General features: G+C 65.9%; 17 protein-coding genes. 7 read left to right on the forward strand and 10 right to left on the reverse strand.

All coding sequences use genetic code 11. The features are described from left to right. Nucleotides 1-35 precede the first annotated feature (35 nt). Together FYK34_RS21075 and FYK34_RS13110 are read left to right on the forward strand one after the other, a co-directional pair. The gene (locus FYK34_RS21075; RefSeq protein WP_149297119.1) at nucleotides 36-725 is read left to right on the forward strand and encodes a FadR/GntR family transcriptional regulator; all 690 of its coding nucleotides are present in this window, start codon (nucleotides 36-38) and stop codon (nucleotides 723-725) included. A gap of 9 nt (nucleotides 726-734) precedes the next feature. After that, nucleotides 735-1994: a CynX/NimT family MFS transporter gene (locus FYK34_RS13110; RefSeq protein WP_149297120.1), complete on the forward strand. Its 1260-nt coding sequence runs from the start codon at nucleotides 735-737 to the stop codon at nucleotides 1992-1994. 54 nt (nucleotides 1995-2048) lie between these two features. Here FYK34_RS13110 and FYK34_RS13115 read toward each other — a convergent pair whose 3' ends face one another. From FYK34_RS13115 to FYK34_RS13135, 5 genes are all read right to left on the reverse strand, one after another. Then, nucleotides 2049-2594 carry a FlgO family outer membrane protein gene (locus FYK34_RS13115; protein WP_149297122.1) on the reverse strand — a complete coding sequence of 182 codons (546 nt, stop codon included), beginning with the start codon at nucleotides 2592-2594 and terminating at the stop codon, nucleotides 2049-2051. Continuing rightward, nucleotides 2591-3280: a hypothetical protein gene (locus FYK34_RS13120; RefSeq protein WP_149297124.1), complete on the reverse strand. Its 690-nt coding sequence runs from the start codon at nucleotides 3278-3280 to the stop codon at nucleotides 2591-2593. Before FYK34_RS13120 ends, FYK34_RS13115 begins: the two co-directional genes overlap by 4 nt. An 89-nt stretch (nucleotides 3281-3369) precedes the next feature. Further along, nucleotides 3370-3894 carry a DUF2946 family protein gene (locus FYK34_RS13125; protein ID WP_149297126.1) on the reverse strand — a complete coding sequence of 175 codons (525 nt, stop codon included), beginning with the start codon at nucleotides 3892-3894 and terminating at the stop codon, nucleotides 3370-3372. Nucleotides 3895-3923: 29 nt separating this feature from the next. After that, the gene (locus tag FYK34_RS13130; protein ID WP_149297129.1) at nucleotides 3924-6419 is read right to left on the reverse strand and encodes an ABC transporter permease; all 2496 of its coding nucleotides are present in this window, start codon (nucleotides 6417-6419) and stop codon (nucleotides 3924-3926) included. After that, complete coding sequence (locus FYK34_RS13135) at nucleotides 6416-7114, reverse strand: ABC transporter ATP-binding protein (RefSeq protein WP_149297131.1); 699 nt, start codon at nucleotides 7112-7114, stop codon at nucleotides 6416-6418. The genes FYK34_RS13130 and FYK34_RS13135 overlap by 4 nt, the downstream gene beginning before the upstream one ends. Here FYK34_RS13135 and FYK34_RS13140 point away from each other — a divergent pair. Continuing rightward, on the forward strand, nucleotides 7113-7709 hold the full coding sequence (locus FYK34_RS13140; protein WP_149297132.1) for an arylesterase: 597 nt from the start codon (nucleotides 7113-7115) through the stop codon (nucleotides 7707-7709). The genes FYK34_RS13135 and FYK34_RS13140 overlap by 2 nt on opposite strands. Before the next feature lie 97 nt (nucleotides 7710-7806). After that, nucleotides 7807-9015 (forward strand): MFS transporter, encoded by a 1209-nt coding sequence (locus FYK34_RS13145; protein ID WP_149297134.1) that lies wholly within the window; start codon nucleotides 7807-7809, stop codon nucleotides 9013-9015. A gap of 63 nt (nucleotides 9016-9078) precedes the next feature. Here the strand turns inward: FYK34_RS13145 and FYK34_RS13150 are convergent, their stop codons facing one another. The 5 genes from FYK34_RS13150 to FYK34_RS13170 form a co-directional block, all read right to left on the reverse strand. After that, the gene (locus FYK34_RS13150) at nucleotides 9079-9693 is read right to left on the reverse strand and encodes a peroxiredoxin (RefSeq protein WP_149297136.1); all 615 of its coding nucleotides are present in this window, start codon (nucleotides 9691-9693) and stop codon (nucleotides 9079-9081) included. 208 nt (nucleotides 9694-9901) lie between these two features. Next, a complete protein-coding gene (locus tag FYK34_RS13155) occupies nucleotides 9902-10171 on the reverse strand; it encodes a hypothetical protein (protein ID WP_149297138.1) in 270 nt (89 codons plus the stop codon). A 219-nt stretch (nucleotides 10172-10390) separates the two neighbouring features. Further along, a complete protein-coding gene (gene aspS, locus FYK34_RS13160; protein ID WP_149297140.1) occupies nucleotides 10391-12184 on the reverse strand; it encodes an aspartate--tRNA ligase in 1794 nt (597 codons plus the stop codon). Between the two features lie 77 nt (nucleotides 12185-12261). After that, nucleotides 12262-12939: a DUF502 domain-containing protein gene (locus tag FYK34_RS13165; RefSeq protein ID WP_149297142.1), complete on the reverse strand. Its 678-nt coding sequence runs from the start codon at nucleotides 12937-12939 to the stop codon at nucleotides 12262-12264. Continuing rightward, nucleotides 12939-13196, reverse strand: a complete 258-nt coding sequence (locus FYK34_RS13170) for an FmdB family zinc ribbon protein (protein ID WP_149297144.1) — start codon at nucleotides 13194-13196, stop codon at nucleotides 12939-12941. Before FYK34_RS13170 ends, FYK34_RS13165 begins: the two co-directional genes overlap by 1 nt. Nucleotides 13197-13431: 235 nt before the next feature. Between FYK34_RS13170 and fabI the strand changes: the two genes are divergently transcribed. The 3 genes from fabI to FYK34_RS13185 are packed head-to-tail and all read left to right on the forward strand — an operon-like array spanning nucleotide 13432 to nucleotide 16320. Next, on the forward strand, nucleotides 13432-14229 hold the full coding sequence (fabI, locus tag FYK34_RS13175) for an enoyl-ACP reductase FabI (RefSeq protein WP_231137260.1): 798 nt from the start codon (nucleotides 13432-13434) through the stop codon (nucleotides 14227-14229). Nucleotides 14230-14239: 10 nt separating this feature from the next. Beyond that, nucleotides 14240-15169 (forward strand): phosphate acetyltransferase, encoded by a 930-nt coding sequence (locus tag FYK34_RS13180; protein ID WP_231137261.1) that lies wholly within the window; start codon nucleotides 14240-14242, stop codon nucleotides 15167-15169. Further along, the gene (locus tag FYK34_RS13185; RefSeq protein WP_149297147.1) at nucleotides 15166-16320 is read left to right on the forward strand and encodes an acetate/propionate family kinase; all 1155 of its coding nucleotides are present in this window, start codon (nucleotides 15166-15168) and stop codon (nucleotides 16318-16320) included. Before FYK34_RS13180 ends, FYK34_RS13185 begins: the two co-directional genes overlap by 4 nt. Nucleotides 16321-16357: the final 37 nt, after the last annotated feature.

Here is a 16357-nt window from a genome sequence, read left to right on the forward strand (position 1 = left end):
ATTCATCGGATGATTGGATGTTTTGGAGAGTGACCATGATCCCCGCCTCCGCTAAACGCTCGCTGGTGGATATTGCCCTGGACAATCTGGGGGCGCAGATCGCTTCCGGCCACTGGCCGGTGGGCAGCCGCATCCCCACCGAACCGGAGCTGGCCGAGCAGCTTGGCATCAGCCGCAACACCGTGCGCGAAGCCGTGCGCGTGCTGCTGTATGCCGGCCTGTTGGAAGTGCGCCAGGGCGACGGCACCTATGTCCGCGCGGCGGCCAATCCCGGCGAGGCCATGCGCGCGATCAGCCGCGCCAGCTTGCGCGAACACCTGGAAGTGCGCTGCCTGCTGGAAGAAAGCGCGGCGCGGCTGGCGGCGGAACGCGCCACCGAAGCCGAGCGGGCGCGCATCGCTACCGCGCTGGCGCAGCTGCACCCGCGCGCGGGCGACACGCCGGAGGACTATGCCGCGCGCGACCTCGACTTCCACCTCGCCATCGCCGACGCCTGCGGCAACCAGGCCTTGGCGGGCCTGTACCGCTATTTTTCCGACGCGGTGCGCCTTAGCGTGCAACGCTCCATCCGCGACGAGGCGCTGCCCGACCCCGATGTGGCCGCGCACGCCGCCATCTGCCAAGCCATACATGACCGCCAGCCAGAGCGGGCCGGCCAGGCCGCCGCCGCCATCACCCGGCCGCTGCTGGCCGAACTGGACCGCTTGCTGGACCAACAACAATAAGGAACTGCCATGCCCAACCCTGCGAACCCGCCCACGCCCCTGGCCGACGAACTGCTGATAGACGACGATAGCCCCGCCGCCACGCTGGCGCCCGGACGCAACCGCCTGCTGATCTTGCTGCTGGGCCTGGTAATGGTGGGCCTTAACCTGCGCCCCGCGCTGTCCAGCCTGGCGCCGCTGCTGGGCATGGTCAGCGCCGACGTCGGCCTGACGCCGGCCCAAGCCGGCCTGCTGACCACCCTGCCCGTCGCCTGCTTAGGGCTGTTCGGCCCCTTGGCGCCGCGGTTGGCGCGCCGCCTGGGCAGCGAGAAAACCATCGCCGCCGTGCTGGTCGCGCTCGCCATCGGCACCGTGCTGCGCACCCAGCTCGGCCTGTTCGGCCTCTATGCCGGCTCGGCGCTGGCCGGCGCCGCCATCGGCGTGACTGGCGTGCTGCTGCCTGGCATCGTCAAGCGCGACTTCGCGGCCCGCGCCGGCCTGATGACCGGCGTCTATACCATGGCCTTGTGCCTGGGCGCGGCGCTGGCGGCCGGCCTGACCGTGCCGGCGGCGGAGTCCTTCGGCCATGACTGGCGGCCCGCCCTGGCGATCTGGGCTGCCCCCGCCCTGTTGGCCCTGATCGTGTGGTGGCCGCAATTGCATACCCGCCATGTCGCGGCGCAGGGGCAGTGGCAAGTGCGCGGCCTGCTGCGCGACCCGCTGGCCTGGCAGGTGACGCTGTTCATGGGGCTGCAATCGTCGCTGGCCTACATCGTGTTCGGCTGGCTGCCGTCCATCCTGATGGACCGCGGCCTCACGGCCATGCAGGGTGGCTGGATGCTGTCGCTGTCGACCATGGTGCAAGTGCCGGCGTCGCTGCTGGTGCCCATGCTGGCGCATCGCTGCCGCGATCAACGCCCGCCCATCCTTTGCACGCTGCTGCTGGTGATCTCCGGCCTGCTGGGCATGCTGTACGCGCCGACCGACAGCCTGCTCCTGTGGGCGGCTCTGCTGGGCTTCGGCCAGGGCGGGCTGTTCAGCACGGCGCTGAGCCTGCTGGCGCTTCGTTCGCCGGACTCGCACGTCGCCGCCCACCTGTCCGGCATGGCCCAGGGCGTAGGCTATATGCTGGCCTCGCTGGGGCCCTTCGCCGTCGGCGTGATCCGCGGCCACAGCCACGCAGCCTGGCCCTTGGCGCTGTTGTTTTGCCTGATCGCGGCCGCCGCGCTGGCCGTGGGCCTGCAGGCGGGACGCAAGCGGCTGGTGAGCGTGAGGGCGGAAGCCAGCTAAGCCGCTCCCCATGCAAAAAAGGCGCTTCACGCGCCTTTTTTTCCGTCTGGCTGTTTACCAGTTAGCCTGTGCCGCCCTGGCTCCGCGCAGCAAACCGCGCAGATTTTCATCCATGGGCAGGGAGTAGTCGTAAGCCGACAGAATCACGTTGCCCTCGGTCTGCACCAGCTTGAGATTGACATACAAGGTGCTGCCGGAAGTGGCGTAGGTTCCCACCACCACCGCCTGGGCGTTGTGAACGCGGCTGATTTCGCCAATCTCGCGCGAGAGCAGCAGCTCGCCCTCGCCCTGCTTGACGAACAGGTTATCGCGCAGCTTCAGCTCTTTGACGGTCAGTCCGCGATTGGCCAAACGGGAAATCAACTGTTCCGAAAACAGGCGCCCCAGCCGGGAGGACTCCGTCAACACGTCCAGATTGACCAGCGTGGCGACCAGAATGGGCTTGCCCGGCGCCAGCGCCACGCCCTTCAACAAGGCATCGGCGGCCTGGTAATTGGTTTCGATCACGTTGACCTTGCTGGCGGGCTCATAGCCGCTGCTGGCGCAGCCGGACAGCAAGCAGGCGGCGGCCAGGCAGGCGGCGGAAATCATGCGCTTCATGGCCCCACCACCTTCCAGGTTTTCATCCGGGTGGAGGGTTCTTCCGCGCCGTACAGGGTGCTGTCAGCCTGTTCGATGTAATACAGGTCGCTGGTGCGCGCCAGATAGCCGTGGTCTCGCTCCAGCGAGGTCGACACCAAGACTTCGGTCCGAGTGGGGCCGCCGGCCGCTCCGCCATTGAGCGCCAGTCTGCCCGCGTCCAGGCCCACCGCCGCCCCTACGCCGGCCAGCGCCGCGCCGGTCGGCGTGCCATGCAAGGCGAGGTCGCGGATCACGGCCACCCCTGCCGCCAGCGTGGTGACGGGGAACTGGATGCCATTGCTCACATCGCTGCGATGCTGGATCACCTGGGTATCCACGGTCAACTGCACAGCGGTCGGTACCGTGGACAGGCGTACGCCCTGTTCCAGCAGCCGGGTCAGCAGCAATTGATGAAAGCTGCGATCAAACACCGCCGAAGCCGGCGGCGCGAGGTACACCTGCTGCCCATCCTGGCCGCTGGATTGCAGCTTGGCGTGAATCCGGGATGCGACGTCCTGCGCCAACACATCCCAATGGTGCGCGGCGCGGGCTTTTTGCTGATCGGAGGCAGCATAATTAACCGCCCGGGGAACATCGAGCCGCGCGCTGGCGCAGCCCCCTAGGCCAAGCGCCAGCAAGATGCCGATGCAAACGTGGTTATTCATGGCTATGGATTGTGATTGAAGTACAAGCTCAGCACTTTAACCGAAAAGCATAGTTTTAGGCATAAACTCAATGCAAGTTTGATCTGAATTCATGATTTCGGCCGCGCGACGATGCCGTAGCGCGCAAGCAGCGCCGGCAAACTGTCACAGGCAAGCGGCAACGCGGACTCGGCCAGCTTGAGCATGGCGGGCAATGAGGCCATGTCGCCGTCCCATCCCGCCAACCCCTCCTCCAGCAAGGCGGGCAGGTCGCGGTCATCCACCACGGCCAGCTCGCCGCCGATCTCCAGCAGCAACACCCCGTCCGGCGTCATCCAGGCGGCGCGCGCCGACACGTCGTCGTCGTAAGGCAGGGTGCTCCATCCCTTGGGCGTGCGCCGCGCCACCAGCGGGGCGGCGTCCAGCGTCACATAGACTTTCTGCGGGCCGTTCTGCACATAGCAGCGGCCCTGTCCGTCGCGGCTGAAGTTGCGGTTGAAAAACTCCGCCATGCCTTCATGCTGCAGCCTGGCTTCCTTGATCCACCACTGCCCGCGCGCATCCAGCCTGAGCCAGCCAAACACCGCCGGCACATTGGGCCACTTGGCCATGGCGGCCAGCACGATCTCATCCATCTCCCACCTCCCGCTCACGCAATATCCGTTTATCCGATGGCTCGCAACACCAGCAGCGGCGGCGTGCGCGTCACCTTGCCCACCAGGGGCCAGCCCGCCAGCGTCACCACCAACACGCCAGCCGCCATGCCCAGCGGCAGCAGCCACCAATTGATCAGCACCGGCAGCGAAAACAGCTTCACCGCCGCCAACACGCCTATGCCCGCCGCGCCCAAGGCCGCCAGCAAGCCGGATACCGCGCCCAGCCATACCAGCTCGGCCAGCACCACGGCGCGCACCTGCTTGCGCGAGGCCCCCAATGCCCGCATCAGTCCGACATCGGCCAGCCTCTCGTCGCGGGTGGCGGTCAGCGAGGCCCACAGCACCAGCACGCCGGCCGCCAGCGCCAGCAGGAACATGGCTTCGATGCCGCGAGTGAGCTTGTCCACCATCGCGCGCACTTCGGCCAGGATGCTGCCGACGTCTATCACCGTCAGATTGGGAAATTGCCGCACCAGACTATCGGCAAAGGACTCGTCGGCCGGCTCCAGCCGGAAGCTGGTGATCCAGCTGGCGGGCTGGCGGCTGAATTGGCCCGGCGTGCCGATGACGAAGAAATTGACGCGGAAACTGTCCCACGGCACCTCGCGCAGGCTGGTCACCTTGGCCCGGTAAGTGGTGCCGGCCAGATCGAAGGCCAAGGTGTCGCCCAGCCGGATGCCCAGGGTCTGGGCCAAGCCGCGCTCGACGGAAAACTGCGGCCTCACCCGCTTGCCGTCCGGCCACCACTGCCCGGCCACCACCCGGTTGCCCGGCGGCAGCTCGGCGCGCCAGGACAGATTGAATTCTCGCCCGGCCAGCCGCCTGGCGCGCTCGTTGTCGTAGGCCGCGGGGCGAACCGGCTGCTCATTGATGGCGATCAGGCGCGCCCGCGTCATCGGCTCCAGATCCGGCACGGACCGCCCTTGCGCCGCGAAGGCCTCTCGGAAGGCATCGCGCTGATCGGCCTGGATATTGATGACGAACTTGTTCGGCGCGTCGGCCGGCACGCTGCGCTGCCAGGCGCCGATCAAGTCGTCGCGCACCACGGTCAGCGTCAGCAGCGCCATCAGCCCCACCGACAACGAGGCGATCTGCAACACCGCCAGCCAGCGCCGCCGCGCCAGATTGGCGATGCCGAAACGCCAGCCCACCTTGCCGCCGCGCGGCAGCTTGCGCATCAACTGCACCAGGCCCATCGCCAGCGCGCCGGCCAAGACCAGAAAACCGAGCATGCCCAGCAGCAGCCAGCCCGCCAGCGTCCATTCGCCCACCTGCCACGAAGCCAAGCCCAGCAAGGTGGCCAGCGCCAGCAGCGGCGCGATGACGCCCTGCCGCGTCGGCGGCAGCTCCTGGCGCAGCACCGCGGCCGGTGAGACGTGGCGCACCGCCATCAAGGGGGGCAGGGCCAGGCCGGCCAGCAGCAACAAGGCGGCCGCCGGACCGATCAGCCACGGCTGCCAGCCCGGATCGGGCAGGATTTCACCGACATAGCCGCTGAACAGCCGCATCAGCCCCAGCTGCACCCCAAAGCCGGCCAAGGTGCCCAATAGGCCGGCCAGCAAGCCCAGCAACAGGAACAGGCTGACAAACAGGCTCCACACCTCGCCCGATCCCAGGCCCAGGCAGCGCAGCACCGCCACTTGCTGCCAGTGGCGCTGCAGGTAGCGCCGCACCACCAGCGCGACGGCCGCGGCGGCCAGCGCCACGGTCAGCATGGCGGTCAGTCCCAGGAAGCGCCGCGCGCGCTCCAGCCCGGTGCGGATTTCCGGCCGCATCTGCTCCACATCCTCCAGCCGCGCGCCCTTGGGACGATGCTGGCGTAGCCAGTTGCGGAAATCGGCAATTCGTCTGTCCTCGCCAGCGAACAGCAGCCGCCAGCGGATGCGGCTGCCCTCCTGCACCAGGCCGGTGGCCGCCAGGTCCGCGCGGTTGAACATCAGCCGCGGGATGAAGTTATACACATCGAGGCTGCCGTCCGGCTCGCGCAGGATGACGCCGGCCAGCTTCAGCCGCGCATTGCCCAGGTTGATTTCGTCGCCCAGCCTCAGCTTGAGCCGGCTCATCAGCCTGGCGTCGGCCCAGGCGCTGCCCGGAGCCGGCTGCAGCCGGCCGCTTTGCTCGCTGCCGTCCGCCAGCCGCACAGAAGTTTCGCCACGCAGAGGATACGCATTGCTGACGGCCTTGAACTGGGCCAGCGCGGCCTGGCCGCCGGCAAACACCATGGACGGGAAGGTGATGTTGTCGGCCATGCTCAGGCCGCGCCGCGCCGCCTCGTCGCGTATGGCCTGCGGCGCCGGTTCCAGCGAGGAGAGCACCAGATCGCCCGCCAACAACTGGGTGGCCTGGGTGGTCAACGCCTTCTCGACGCGGTCGGAAAAGAAGGCCACGCTGCTCATCGCCGCCACTGCCACCAGCAATGCCAGGCCGAGTATGGTCAGTTCGCCGGCCGCCAGCTCGCGGCGAATGAAACGGGTGACAAAGGCGAGGCGTCCGAACAAAGTCATGCCGCGCGCGCTCCGTTCAGCTTGCCGTCCACCAGCCGGTAGATGGCGTCGCAGCGGCTGGCCAGCTCGTTATCGTGCGTCACCAGCACCAGCGCCGTGCCCTGCTCGGCATTGAGCTGGAACAGCAGGTCTATGATCTGACGCCCGGTCTGAGGGTCGAGATTGCCGGTGGGCTCGTCCGCGAACAGCAAGCCCGGATGGATGACGAAAGCCCGCGCCAGCGCCACGCGCTGCTGCTCGCCGCCGGACAGATGGCGCGGGTAGTGGCCCAGCCGGGCCGACAGGCCCACGCGCTCCAGCATCTGCCGCGCCGCCTCGCGCGCGTCGTTGCGTCCGGCCAGCTCCAGTGGCAGCATGACGTTTTCCAGCGCCGTCAGTTGCGGCATCAGCTGGAAGTTCTGGAACACGAAGCCCACCTTGTCGCGCCTGAGCAGCGCGCGCGCGTCCTCGCTGAGCCGCGACAGCGGCTTGCCGAACAAGGCCACCTCGCCGTCGCTGGGATGGTCCAGCCCAGCCAGCAGCGACAGCAGCGTGGATTTGCCGGAGCCCGATGTGCCGACGATGGCCACGCTCTCGCCCGGATACAAGGTCAGCGTGGCGCTGCGCAGGATGTGCAGCACATCGCCGCGGAAGTGGACCTGCTTGGCCAAACCATTGGCGGCCAGCACCGCCGTCTTTTTCACTGGATCGTTCATGCGTTCAATCGTCTGCAAAATGCTGCTCCCCTTGTTGCTGCTGTGGCAGTTGCCCGCCTTCGCCGCCACCGTGCTGGTGTTTGGCGACAGCCTGTCGGCCGGCTACGGCCTGGCGCCGGATCAGGGCTGGGTCTCCCTGCTTGGACGCGAGCTGGCGCCGCGCCACAAGGTGGTCAACGCCAGCGTATCCGGGGAAACCAGCGCCGGCGGCCTGTCCCGGCTGCCTGACGCGCTGTCCCGCCACAAACCCGACGTGCTGGTGCTGGAACTGGGCGCCAACGACGGCCTGCGCGGCCTGCCGATGGCGGACATGCGGCGCAACCTGCAGCGCATGATAGACCTGGCGCGCGCGCGCAGGATCAAAGTGCTGCTGGTGGGCATGGCGCTGCCACCCAACTATGGCCCGCGTTACGGCGCCGAGTTCCGCGCCGTGTATGACGGGCTGGCCAAAAGCAACCGCCTGGCTTATGTGCCTCTGCTGGTGGAGGGCTTCGCCGGCGATCTGTCCGCCTTCCAACCCGATGGCCTGCACCCGCTCGCGGCCTATCAAGCCACCATGATGCGCACGGTCAAGGCAAAACTGCCAGTGAAATAATTTGGCCGATGGCTTGACTTGTTATTGTTCTAAATAGAAAAATAGCCAATCGGCATAACCATTCCGCCCCGCCTGTCACACTCGCGGCCACATCGCCATGTCCACTCCTTTGCGCAAGCTCCTGCTGCCCTATCGCGGCCTGCCGCCCAGCGTTTACACCCAAGTCGTCTGCAGTTTCATCAATAACGCGGGCGGCATGTCCAAGCTGTTCCTGCCGCTCTACCTGCGCGAGAGCTACCATTTGCCCTATAGCCAGATCGGCTTGCTGATGGCCTTCTACGGCGTGGGCATGTTGGCGGGATCGTTCCAGGGCGGCAGCCTGACCGACCGTTTCGACAGCCGCAAGCTGGCCGTCGCGGCTATGGCGCTATCCGGCCTATGCATGCTGCTCTTGGCGCTGCGCTTGCCGGTATGGCTGTTCGTGCCGTTGCTGGTGATTTCCGGCATGGCGGATGGCGGTTTCAAACCGATCAACCAGCGCCTGGCGCTGGAGCCTTGCGCGCCGCGGCAGCGTCCGCTGGCGCAAGGCATGCTGCGCGTGGCGTTCAACCTGGGCGTCGCCATCGCCGGCGTGACCGCCGGCTTCCTCGCCGCCTTGGGCTATCAGTGGATTTATGTCGCCAACGCCGCCGGCGCGCTGCTGGGCGCGGGCTGGATGGCCTGGTCCTATGTCAGGCTGGGCGAGCTGGCTAGACCGCGCGCGGCGCTTCATGCGGAGGAAGACGCCAGCCTCCCCGGCCCCTGGCGCGACGGCCTGTTCCTGCGCGTCATCGCCTCGCTGATCCTGGTCACCCTGGTGTTCGACCAGATGTATGTGACGCTGGGGCTGTTCCTGCGCGAGCATTACCAGCTGGGCCCGCAATGGATAGGCTATCTGTTTTCCATCAACGGCCTGATGGTGGTGGGACTGCAGATTCCAATCAGCCGCCGCATCCTGCGCTGGGGCGTGGCGCGCTGCATCCAGCTGGGCGCGCTGCTGACCGGCGGCGCTTTCCTGTGGCTGAACGCGGGGCAGGGCCCGGTCTGGGCCATCCTGATGACCATCACGCTGACGCTGGGCGAACTGCTGCTGTCGCCAACTTACTCGCAGCTGGTGATGCATCGCTCGGAAGGCCGCCTGCGCGGCAGCTATCTGGGACTCTACAACGCGGCCTGGAGCGGGCGCTCGCTAGTGGCGCCGGCGCTAGGCACCGCCTTGTACGGCCAGCTGGGCGGAGCCGCCCTATGGTGGCTGTGCGCGCTGGCGGCCTGTTGCAGCGCCGCCCTGCAGCACGCGCCCTTGCGCCGCATCTTGCAGCCTGCCTGATAAAAACAAACCCCGCCGGCTTGCGCGGGCGGGGTTCTGGACAGATCCGGCAATGAACGCGGATTACAGATCCTTGGCGTTTTCGGCCAGGTAGGAAGCCACGCCCTCGGCGGACGGCTTCATGCCCTTTTTGCCCTTGTTCCAGCCAGCCGGGCACACTTCGCCGTGCTCTTCGGTGAACTGCAGAGCGTCGACCATGCGCAGCATTTCATCGACGTTGCGGCCCAGCGGCAGGTTGTTCACCACTTGGTGCTGCACCACGCCGGAGCGGTCGATCAGGAAGGAGCCGCGGAAGGCCACGCCGCCGTCGGCTTCCACATCGTAAGACTTGCACAGATCGTGCTGGATGTCGGCCACCAGGGTGTAGCCCACTTGGCCGATGCCGCCCTTTTCCACCGGGGTGTTGCGCCATGCGGCGTGGGTGAACTGGCTGTCGATGGACACGCCGATCACTTCCACATTGCGCTGTTTGAACTCTTCCAAGCGGTGATCGAAGGCGATCAGCTCGGACGGGCAGACGAAAGTGAAGTCCAGCGGGTAGAAGAACACCACGGCGTACTTGCCGGCGGTTGCTTGCTTGAAGGAGTAGTTGTCAACGATCTCGCCATTGCCCAGCACGGCGGAGAAAGTCTTTTCACCTGCGAAGAACGGGGCTTGCTTGCCAACGAGTACGGCCATGTGGATCTCCTTAAAGGTCTTGGTATGACAGCGCTTCCCGGAATCGGGCATCCGGAATGCGCGGCGGATTGCGAAGCTTTATAAAGCACCGCGCCGAGGCCCGGCAAATTGTAAATCGATATCATGACGATAAAGTTTTGCAATGGCAGCCCAGCCAACCCTTGTCAGATGAGGCCTTGGGACCGAAGTTTCAAGCTCGCCCCGTTTTTCAGTTCTTCTCGCGCAGATGATGGCTGTGGCTGGCGTCCAGGTTCAGGCCATACACCTCCTTGAGCTGGCGGATCTTGGCCAGCGATTCCTCACCGAACGGCGTTTTTCCATCGAAGGCGTGCAGCACGATGCCTTCCAGCAGGTCGCCCAGCGAGATGTCATGGTACTCCGCCATGCCCTTCAGCACCTTCAGAATGCGTTTTTCAATCTTGACCCCGGTCTGGGTCCGTTCCACCAGGATGTCTTTCGTTTCGCTTGCTTGCGCCATTTCTCTCTCCACATCAATTAAAGTACATGCGTACATTTTTATTTTACACATGTACATAGATAATTGAAAGTGCAAAAAAAACGGACAGCTGGCTGTCCGTTCTAGATAAGGCATTTACCGCCAGCCTGGCGTAGGGCGGAAGCCGGCTCAGCCGGCGTTCCGTCATCTCGTCGCAGGCCAATGGCGGAACGCCCCGCAGGGGCTTCCGCCCTACCGTGATCAGGCGGTCGGCTCGGCCTTTTGGCGCAGGCGCAGGTTCAGCTCCCGCAGCTGCTTGTCGTCCACCGCATTCGGGGCGTTGGTCAGCAGGCACTGGGCGCGCTGGGTCTTGGGGAAGGCGATCACGTCGCGGATGGACTCCGCGCCGCACATCAGCGTCACCAGACGATCCAGGCCGAAAGCCAGGCCGCCATGCGGCGGCGCGCCGAACTTCAGGTTGTCCAGCAGGAAGCCGAACTTGTTCTGCTGCTCTTCCGGGCTGATCTTCAGCGCGCCGAACACCTTCTCTTGAATGTCGGCGCGGTGGATACGGATGGAGCCGCCGCCGATTTCCCAGCCGTTCAGCACCATGTCGTAGGCGCGGGCCAGGCAGGCGCCCGGATCGGTGGCCATCAGGTCCTCGTGGCCCGGTTTCGGGCTGGTGAACGGATGGTGGCAGGCAGTCCAACGGTCGGCTTCCTCGTCATGCTCGAACATCGGGAAGTCCACCACCCACAGCGGACGCCATTCGCGCACAAAGTAGCCGTCCTTCTCGCCGCGCTCGTGGCCGATCTTGATGCGCAGCGCGCCGATCGCCTCGTTCACCACCTTGGCCTTGTCGGCGCCGAAGAAGATGATGTCGCCGTTTTGCGCGCCGGTGCGCTCAATAATGGCCTTGATGCCGTCGGCGGACAGGAACTTCACGATAGGCGACTGCAGGCCCTCTTCGTTCAGCTTGCTCACGTCGTTGACCTTGATGTAGGCCAGGCCCTTGGCGCCGTAGATGGAGACGAACTGGGTGTAGTCGTCGATTTCCTTGCGGCTGATGCCGGCGCCGTTCGGCACGCGCAGGGCCACCACGCGGCCGCCCGCCATGTCGGCGGCGCCGCGGAACACCTTGAACTCTTCCGACTTCATCACGTCGGTCAGCTCGGTGAATTTCAGGCTGACGCGCATATCCGGCTTGTCGGAGCCGTAGTAGAACATGGCGTCAGCGTAGGTCATGCGCGGGAAGGTCGGCAGCGTCACGCCCAGCACGTCGCTGAAGATCTCCTTGGTCATGGTCTCGGTGATGTCCATGATCTGGTCCTCGTTCAGGAACGAGGTCTCGATATCGATCTGGGTGAATTCCGGCTGGCGGTCGGCGCGCAGGTCTTCGTCGCGGAAGCACTTGGTGATCTGGTAGTAGCGGTCGAAGCCGGCCACCATCAGCAGCTGCTTGAACAGCTGCGGCGATTGCGGCAGCGCGAAGAACTCGCCCGGATGCACACGGGACGGCACCAGGTAGTCGCGGGCGCCTTCCGGGGTGGAGCGGGTCAGCATCGGGGTTTCGATGTCGATGAAGCCCTGCTTGTCCAGATGGTTGCGCACGCCCATCGCCACTTTGTAGCGCAGGCGCAGGTTCTTCTGCATCGCCGGGCGGCGCAGGTCGATCACGCGGTTGGTCAGGCGGACGTTTTCCGACAGGTTCTCGTCGTCGATCTGGAACGGCGGCGTGGCCGCGGCGTTCAGGATTTCGATTTCCTTGGCCAGGATTTCGATCTCGCCGGAGATCATCTTGCTGTTGGCGGTGCCGGCCGGACGCTCGCGCACGATGCCGGTGATGGACAGCACGTACTCGCCGCGGCTGCTGTCAGCCAGCTTGAACGCTTCCGGGGTATCCGGGTCGATCACCACCTGCACCAGGCCTTCGCGGTCGCGCAGGTCGATGAAGATCACGCCGCCATGGTCGCGGCGGCGATGGGCCCAGCCTTTGACGGTCACGGTTTGACCGAGGTATTTCTTGTCGATAAGTCCGCAGTAATCGGTACGCATGGGGTAAACCTTTTTATTGAATCTGGAAAGCTCCCGCTTGGGGAGACGGCGTATTCGGGGCTAGACAGGGTGACGGTCTAGCCCTGCCGATTATGTTCGTCGTTCAGCCGCGGACGCTGCGCCTGCGGCGGCGGATTGGGCACCACCACGCCCATGGAGATGACGTACTTGAGCGCCTCGTCGACGCTCATGTTCAGCTCGCGGGTGTCGCTGCGCGGCACCACGATGAAGTAGCCCGAAGTCGGGTTGGGCGTGGTCGGCACATAGACGCTGACCAGCTCCTCGCCGTCCTCGGCGTAGCGCTGGATGTCCTGGGCCGGCGTGCCGGTCTGGAAGGCCACGGTCCAGGCGTTCTGATGCGGCCAACGCACCAAGAGCGCGTTCTTGAAGGCGTTGCCGGAGTCGGACAGCAAGGTGTCGCTGACCTGCTTGACGCTGTTGTAGATGGAGTTGACCACCGGCGTGCGCGACAACAGGCCGTGCCAGAAGTCCAACAGGCGGCGGCCCAGCACATTGGCGGCCAGCATACCCGTGCCCATCACCACCAGCACGGCGAATACCACGCCCATGCCCGGCGCCTGGAAACCAAACAGTTTCTCCGGCCGCCACTCCAGCGGCAGCAGGTTCAGCGTCTGGTCCAGCGAGCCTATGATCAGGTTCAGCACCCACAGGGTGATCGCCAGCGGCAGCCAGATCAGCAGGCCGGCGATCAAATACCCCTTCAGGGTCATCTTGATCTTGGGGGAGACCGACATCAGTCGCAACCGCAGCCGGTGCCGCAGCTATGGCCGCCGGACGAGGCGGAACCGCCGCTGGAGGCGCCGGACGAGCCGCCCTTGAAGTCGGTGGCGTACCAGCCGGAACCCTTCAGCTGGAAGCCGGCGGCGGACAGCTGTTTGTGGTAGTCCGCGCTGCCGCAGTCCGGACAGGCCGCCACCGGCGCGTCGCTGAGTTTCTGCAGATGTTCCTTGGCGACGCCGCAGGCGCCGCAACGATATTCATAGATAGGCATAGCTTTAATTTCCCGCCCAATGACCACAATGGCATAATACGCATGATTGCTGCACCGCACCACATCTGGAACTAAACTCCAGACAGCGGTGCCACAAGCACAGATGCGGCCCGCCGATCAAAACTTCAAGCGCGCCGCAAACCCATGATTATATCCAACTGAAACGGCAATACAAAAAACACTTTCACATCATCCTGCTGCAACAGCGCCCTGCAACGCCATCCCGGAGGTCCAAATGGTTTACCAAGAAGGTCAGATGGAAAGCATACGCAACATCCTTGCCGGAAAAAAAGGCTTGATTGTCGGCATCGCCAACGAGAACAGCATCGCCTACGGCTGCGCCAGCGTGCTGCGCCAGCTGGGCGCCGAATGCGCCGTCACCTACCTGAACGAGAAGGCCGAAAAATACGTGCGGCCGCTGGCCGAGCAGCTGCAGGCGCCGCTGATCCTGCCCTTGGACGTAGAGCAGCCGGGGCAGCTGGAAAACGTGTTCGCGGAAATAGAAAAGCGCTGGGGCAGCCTGGACTTCATCATCCACTCCATCGCCTACTGCCCGGCCGACGACCTGCACGGCCGCGTGGTGGACTGCTCGCTGGCGGGCTTCCAGCAAGCCATGCATGTCTCCTGCTACTCCTTCATCGAGATGGCCCGCCTGGCCGAGCCGCTGATGAAGCACGGCGGCAGCCTGATCACCATGAGCTACTACGGCGCGGACAAAGTCGTGGAGAACTACAACATCATGGGTCCGGTCAAGGCCGCGCTGGAGAGCGTGTCCCGCTATCTGGCCAATGAACTGGGCTCCAAGCGCATCCGCGTGCACGCGGTCTCCCCCGGCCCGCTGAAAACGCGCGCCGCCTCCGGCATCGCCCACTTCGACCAACTGATAGAAGACGCCATCGCCCGCGCGCCGCAGAACCGGCTGGTGGAGATAGAAGAAGTGGGCATGACCTGCGCCTTCCTGATTTCCAACGCCGCCAGCGGCCTGACCGGCCAGACCATCTATGTCGATGGCGGACAGCACATCAAGGCTTGAGGAGAGCGCCATGATTCACGATACCCACGCATTCGACGACATCCTGCAGCAGGCGCGCGCGCTCGGCACGCTGCCGATGGCGGTGGCCCATCCGTGCAGCCGCGAATCCCTGCTGGGCGCGGTGGAGGCGGCCGAAAACGGCATCGCCACCCCCATCCTGGTCGCGCCGCTGCCGCGGCTGCAGAAGCTGGCCGACGAGCTGGAAGTGGACTTGGGCCGCTTCGAGTGCATAGACGTGGAGCACAGCCACGCCGCCGCCGAGCGCGCGGTGCAACTGACCCGCGACGGCTACGCCGACATCCTGATGAAGGGCAGCCTGCACACCGACGAATTCATGAGCGCCGCGCTGGCGCGCGACACCGGCATCCGCACCGACCGCCGCATCAGCCACGTCTGGATCATGAAGGTGGAAAGCTATCCGCGCTACCTGTTCATCACCGACGCCGCGGTCAACATCGAGCCGGACCTGATGACCAAGCGCGACATCTGCCAGAACGCCATCGACCTGACCCACGCCCTGGGCATCGCCCAGCCCAAGGTCGCCATCCTGGCGGCGGTGGAAACCATCAACCCCGACATGCGCTCGACGCTGGATGCCGCCGCGCTGTGCAAGATGGCCGAGCGCGGCCAGATCACCGGCGCCATCCTGGATGGCCCGCTGGCCTTCGACAACGCCATTTCCAAGGAAGCCGCCGACAGCAAGGGCATCGTCTCGCCGGTGGCCGGCGATCCGGACATCCTGCTGGTGCCGGACCTGGAGGCCGGCAATATGCTGGGCAAGCAGCTGACCTACCTGGCCCAGGCCGCCTCCGCCGGCATCGTGATGGGCGCGCGCGTGCCCATGGTGCTGACTAGCCGCGCCGACGACGCCAGCGGCCGCCTGGCCTCCAGCGCCATCGCCAATCTGCTGGCGCACAAGCGCCGCGGAGGGCGCTCATGAAGCGCTGCCTGCTGGCCATCAACGCCGGCTCCTCCACGCTGAAGTTCCGCGCCTTCGCGCCGGATGGCCAGACCCTGCTGGCGCGGGGCATGGTGGATCGCTTCGGCGGCAAGGAGGCCGTTCTGAGCCTGGCCGACGCCAAGGGCCAGAAGCTGGCCGAACGCGGCCTGCCGGACGCCGAACACGGCACGGCCCTGGCCGCGGTGCTGAACGGCCTGGCCGACCAGGGCCTGGAGGCGCGGGCGCTGGCCCACCGCGTGGTGCACGGCGGCAATCGCTTCCGCCAACCGGTGCGGCTGGACGCGGAGGTGCGCGCCGCCCTGGACGACTATATCGCGCTGGCCCCGTTGCACCAGCCCGTCAGCCTGGAGGTGATCGACGCCTTCAGCGCGATTGACCCGCGGCTGCCGCAAATCGCCTGCTTCGACACCGCCTTCCACGCCAGCCAGCCCGAAGTGGCCACCCGCTTCGGCATTGCTCGCCACTGGCACGACGAAGGCATCCGCCGCTACGGCTTCCACGGCCTGTCCTACGCCGCCATCGCGCGGCGGCTGCCTGAGGTGGGCCTGGCCCATGGCAAGGTGGTGGTCTGCCACCTGGGCAGCGGCGCCAGCGCCTGCGCCATCGAGTCCGGCAAGAGCGTGGCCGCCAGCACCGGCTTCTCCGCCGTGGACGGCCTGATGATGGGCACCCGCCCCGGCTATCTCGACCCGGAAGTGGTGCTGTACTGGCAGGAGCACGAGGGCATGGGCGTCAAGGACGTGCGGCGCGAGCTGTACAAGAGCTCCGGCCTGTTGGGCGTGTCCGGCGGCGTCTCCGCCGACATGCGCGAGCTGGTAGCCAGCGAGCTGCCGGCCGCGCGCGAGGCGGTGGAACTGTTCTGCTACCGCGTGGCGCGCGAAGTGGCCAGCCTGGCCGGCGCGCTGCGCGGCCTGGACGGGCTGATCTTCACCGCCGGCATAGGCGAGCACTCGGCCGAAGTGCGCGGCCGCGTGCTGCAGCAGCTGGCCTGGCTGGGCTTCGAATTGGATCACTCGGCCAATCTGGCCCACGCGCGGCGGCTCACCACGGCCGGCAGCCGTTTGCCGGCTTTTGTGCTGCCCACCGACGAGGAAGGCGAAATGGCGCGGCAGGCCGCTGCCTTGCTGTAAGCCAATAAACCAAGACGGCATGCCTGGGCATGCCGTC

It is taken from the genome of Chromobacterium paludis (genome assembly GCF_008275125.1).
GTDB classification, from domain to species: domain Bacteria; phylum Pseudomonadota; class Gammaproteobacteria; order Burkholderiales; family Chromobacteriaceae; genus Chromobacterium; species Chromobacterium paludis.

Excerpts from the sequence above, each read along its gene's own strand:
- FYK34_RS13125 (WP_149297126.1), bottom strand. The coding sequence starts at position 3,894 with ATGGATGAGATCGTGCTGGCCGCCATGGCCAAGTGGCCCAATGTGCCG.
- FYK34_RS13170 (WP_149297144.1), bottom strand. The coding sequence starts at position 13,196 with ATGCCTATCTATGAATATCGTTGCGGCGCCTGCGGCGTCGCCAAGGAA.
- aspS (WP_149297140.1), bottom strand. The coding sequence starts at position 12,184 with ATGCGTACCGATTACTGCGGACTTATCGACAAGAAATACCTCGGTCAA.
- FYK34_RS13165 (WP_149297142.1), bottom strand. The coding sequence starts at position 12,939 with ATGTCGGTCTCCCCCAAGATCAAGATGACCCTGAAGGGGTATTTGATC.
- FYK34_RS13185 (WP_149297147.1), top strand. The coding sequence starts at position 15,166 with ATGAAGCGCTGCCTGCTGGCCATCAACGCCGGCTCCTCCACGCTGAAG.
- FYK34_RS21075 (WP_149297119.1), top strand. The coding sequence starts at position 36 with ATGATCCCCGCCTCCGCTAAACGCTCGCTGGTGGATATTGCCCTGGAC.
- FYK34_RS13130 (WP_149297129.1), bottom strand. The coding sequence starts at position 6,419 with ATGACTTTGTTCGGACGCCTCGCCTTTGTCACCCGTTTCATTCGCCGC.
- fabI (WP_231137260.1), top strand. The coding sequence starts at position 13,432 with ATGGTTTACCAAGAAGGTCAGATGGAAAGCATACGCAACATCCTTGCC.
- FYK34_RS13120 (WP_149297124.1), bottom strand. The coding sequence starts at position 3,280 with ATGAATAACCACGTTTGCATCGGCATCTTGCTGGCGCTTGGCCTAGGG.
- FYK34_RS13135 (WP_149297131.1), bottom strand. The coding sequence starts at position 7,114 with ATGAACGATCCAGTGAAAAAGACGGCGGTGCTGGCCGCCAATGGTTTG.
- FYK34_RS13180 (WP_231137261.1), top strand. The coding sequence starts at position 14,240 with ATGATTCACGATACCCACGCATTCGACGACATCCTGCAGCAGGCGCGC.
- FYK34_RS13115 (WP_149297122.1), bottom strand. The coding sequence starts at position 2,594 with ATGAAGCGCATGATTTCCGCCGCCTGCCTGGCCGCCGCCTGCTTGCTG.
- FYK34_RS13140 (WP_149297132.1), top strand. The coding sequence starts at position 7,113 with ATGCGTTCAATCGTCTGCAAAATGCTGCTCCCCTTGTTGCTGCTGTGG.
- FYK34_RS13110 (WP_149297120.1), top strand. The coding sequence starts at position 735 with ATGCCCAACCCTGCGAACCCGCCCACGCCCCTGGCCGACGAACTGCTG.
- FYK34_RS13150 (WP_149297136.1), bottom strand. The coding sequence starts at position 9,693 with ATGGCCGTACTCGTTGGCAAGCAAGCCCCGTTCTTCGCAGGTGAAAAG.
- FYK34_RS13145 (WP_149297134.1), top strand. The coding sequence starts at position 7,807 with ATGTCCACTCCTTTGCGCAAGCTCCTGCTGCCCTATCGCGGCCTGCCG.
- FYK34_RS13155 (WP_149297138.1), bottom strand. The coding sequence starts at position 10,171 with ATGGCGCAAGCAAGCGAAACGAAAGACATCCTGGTGGAACGGACCCAG.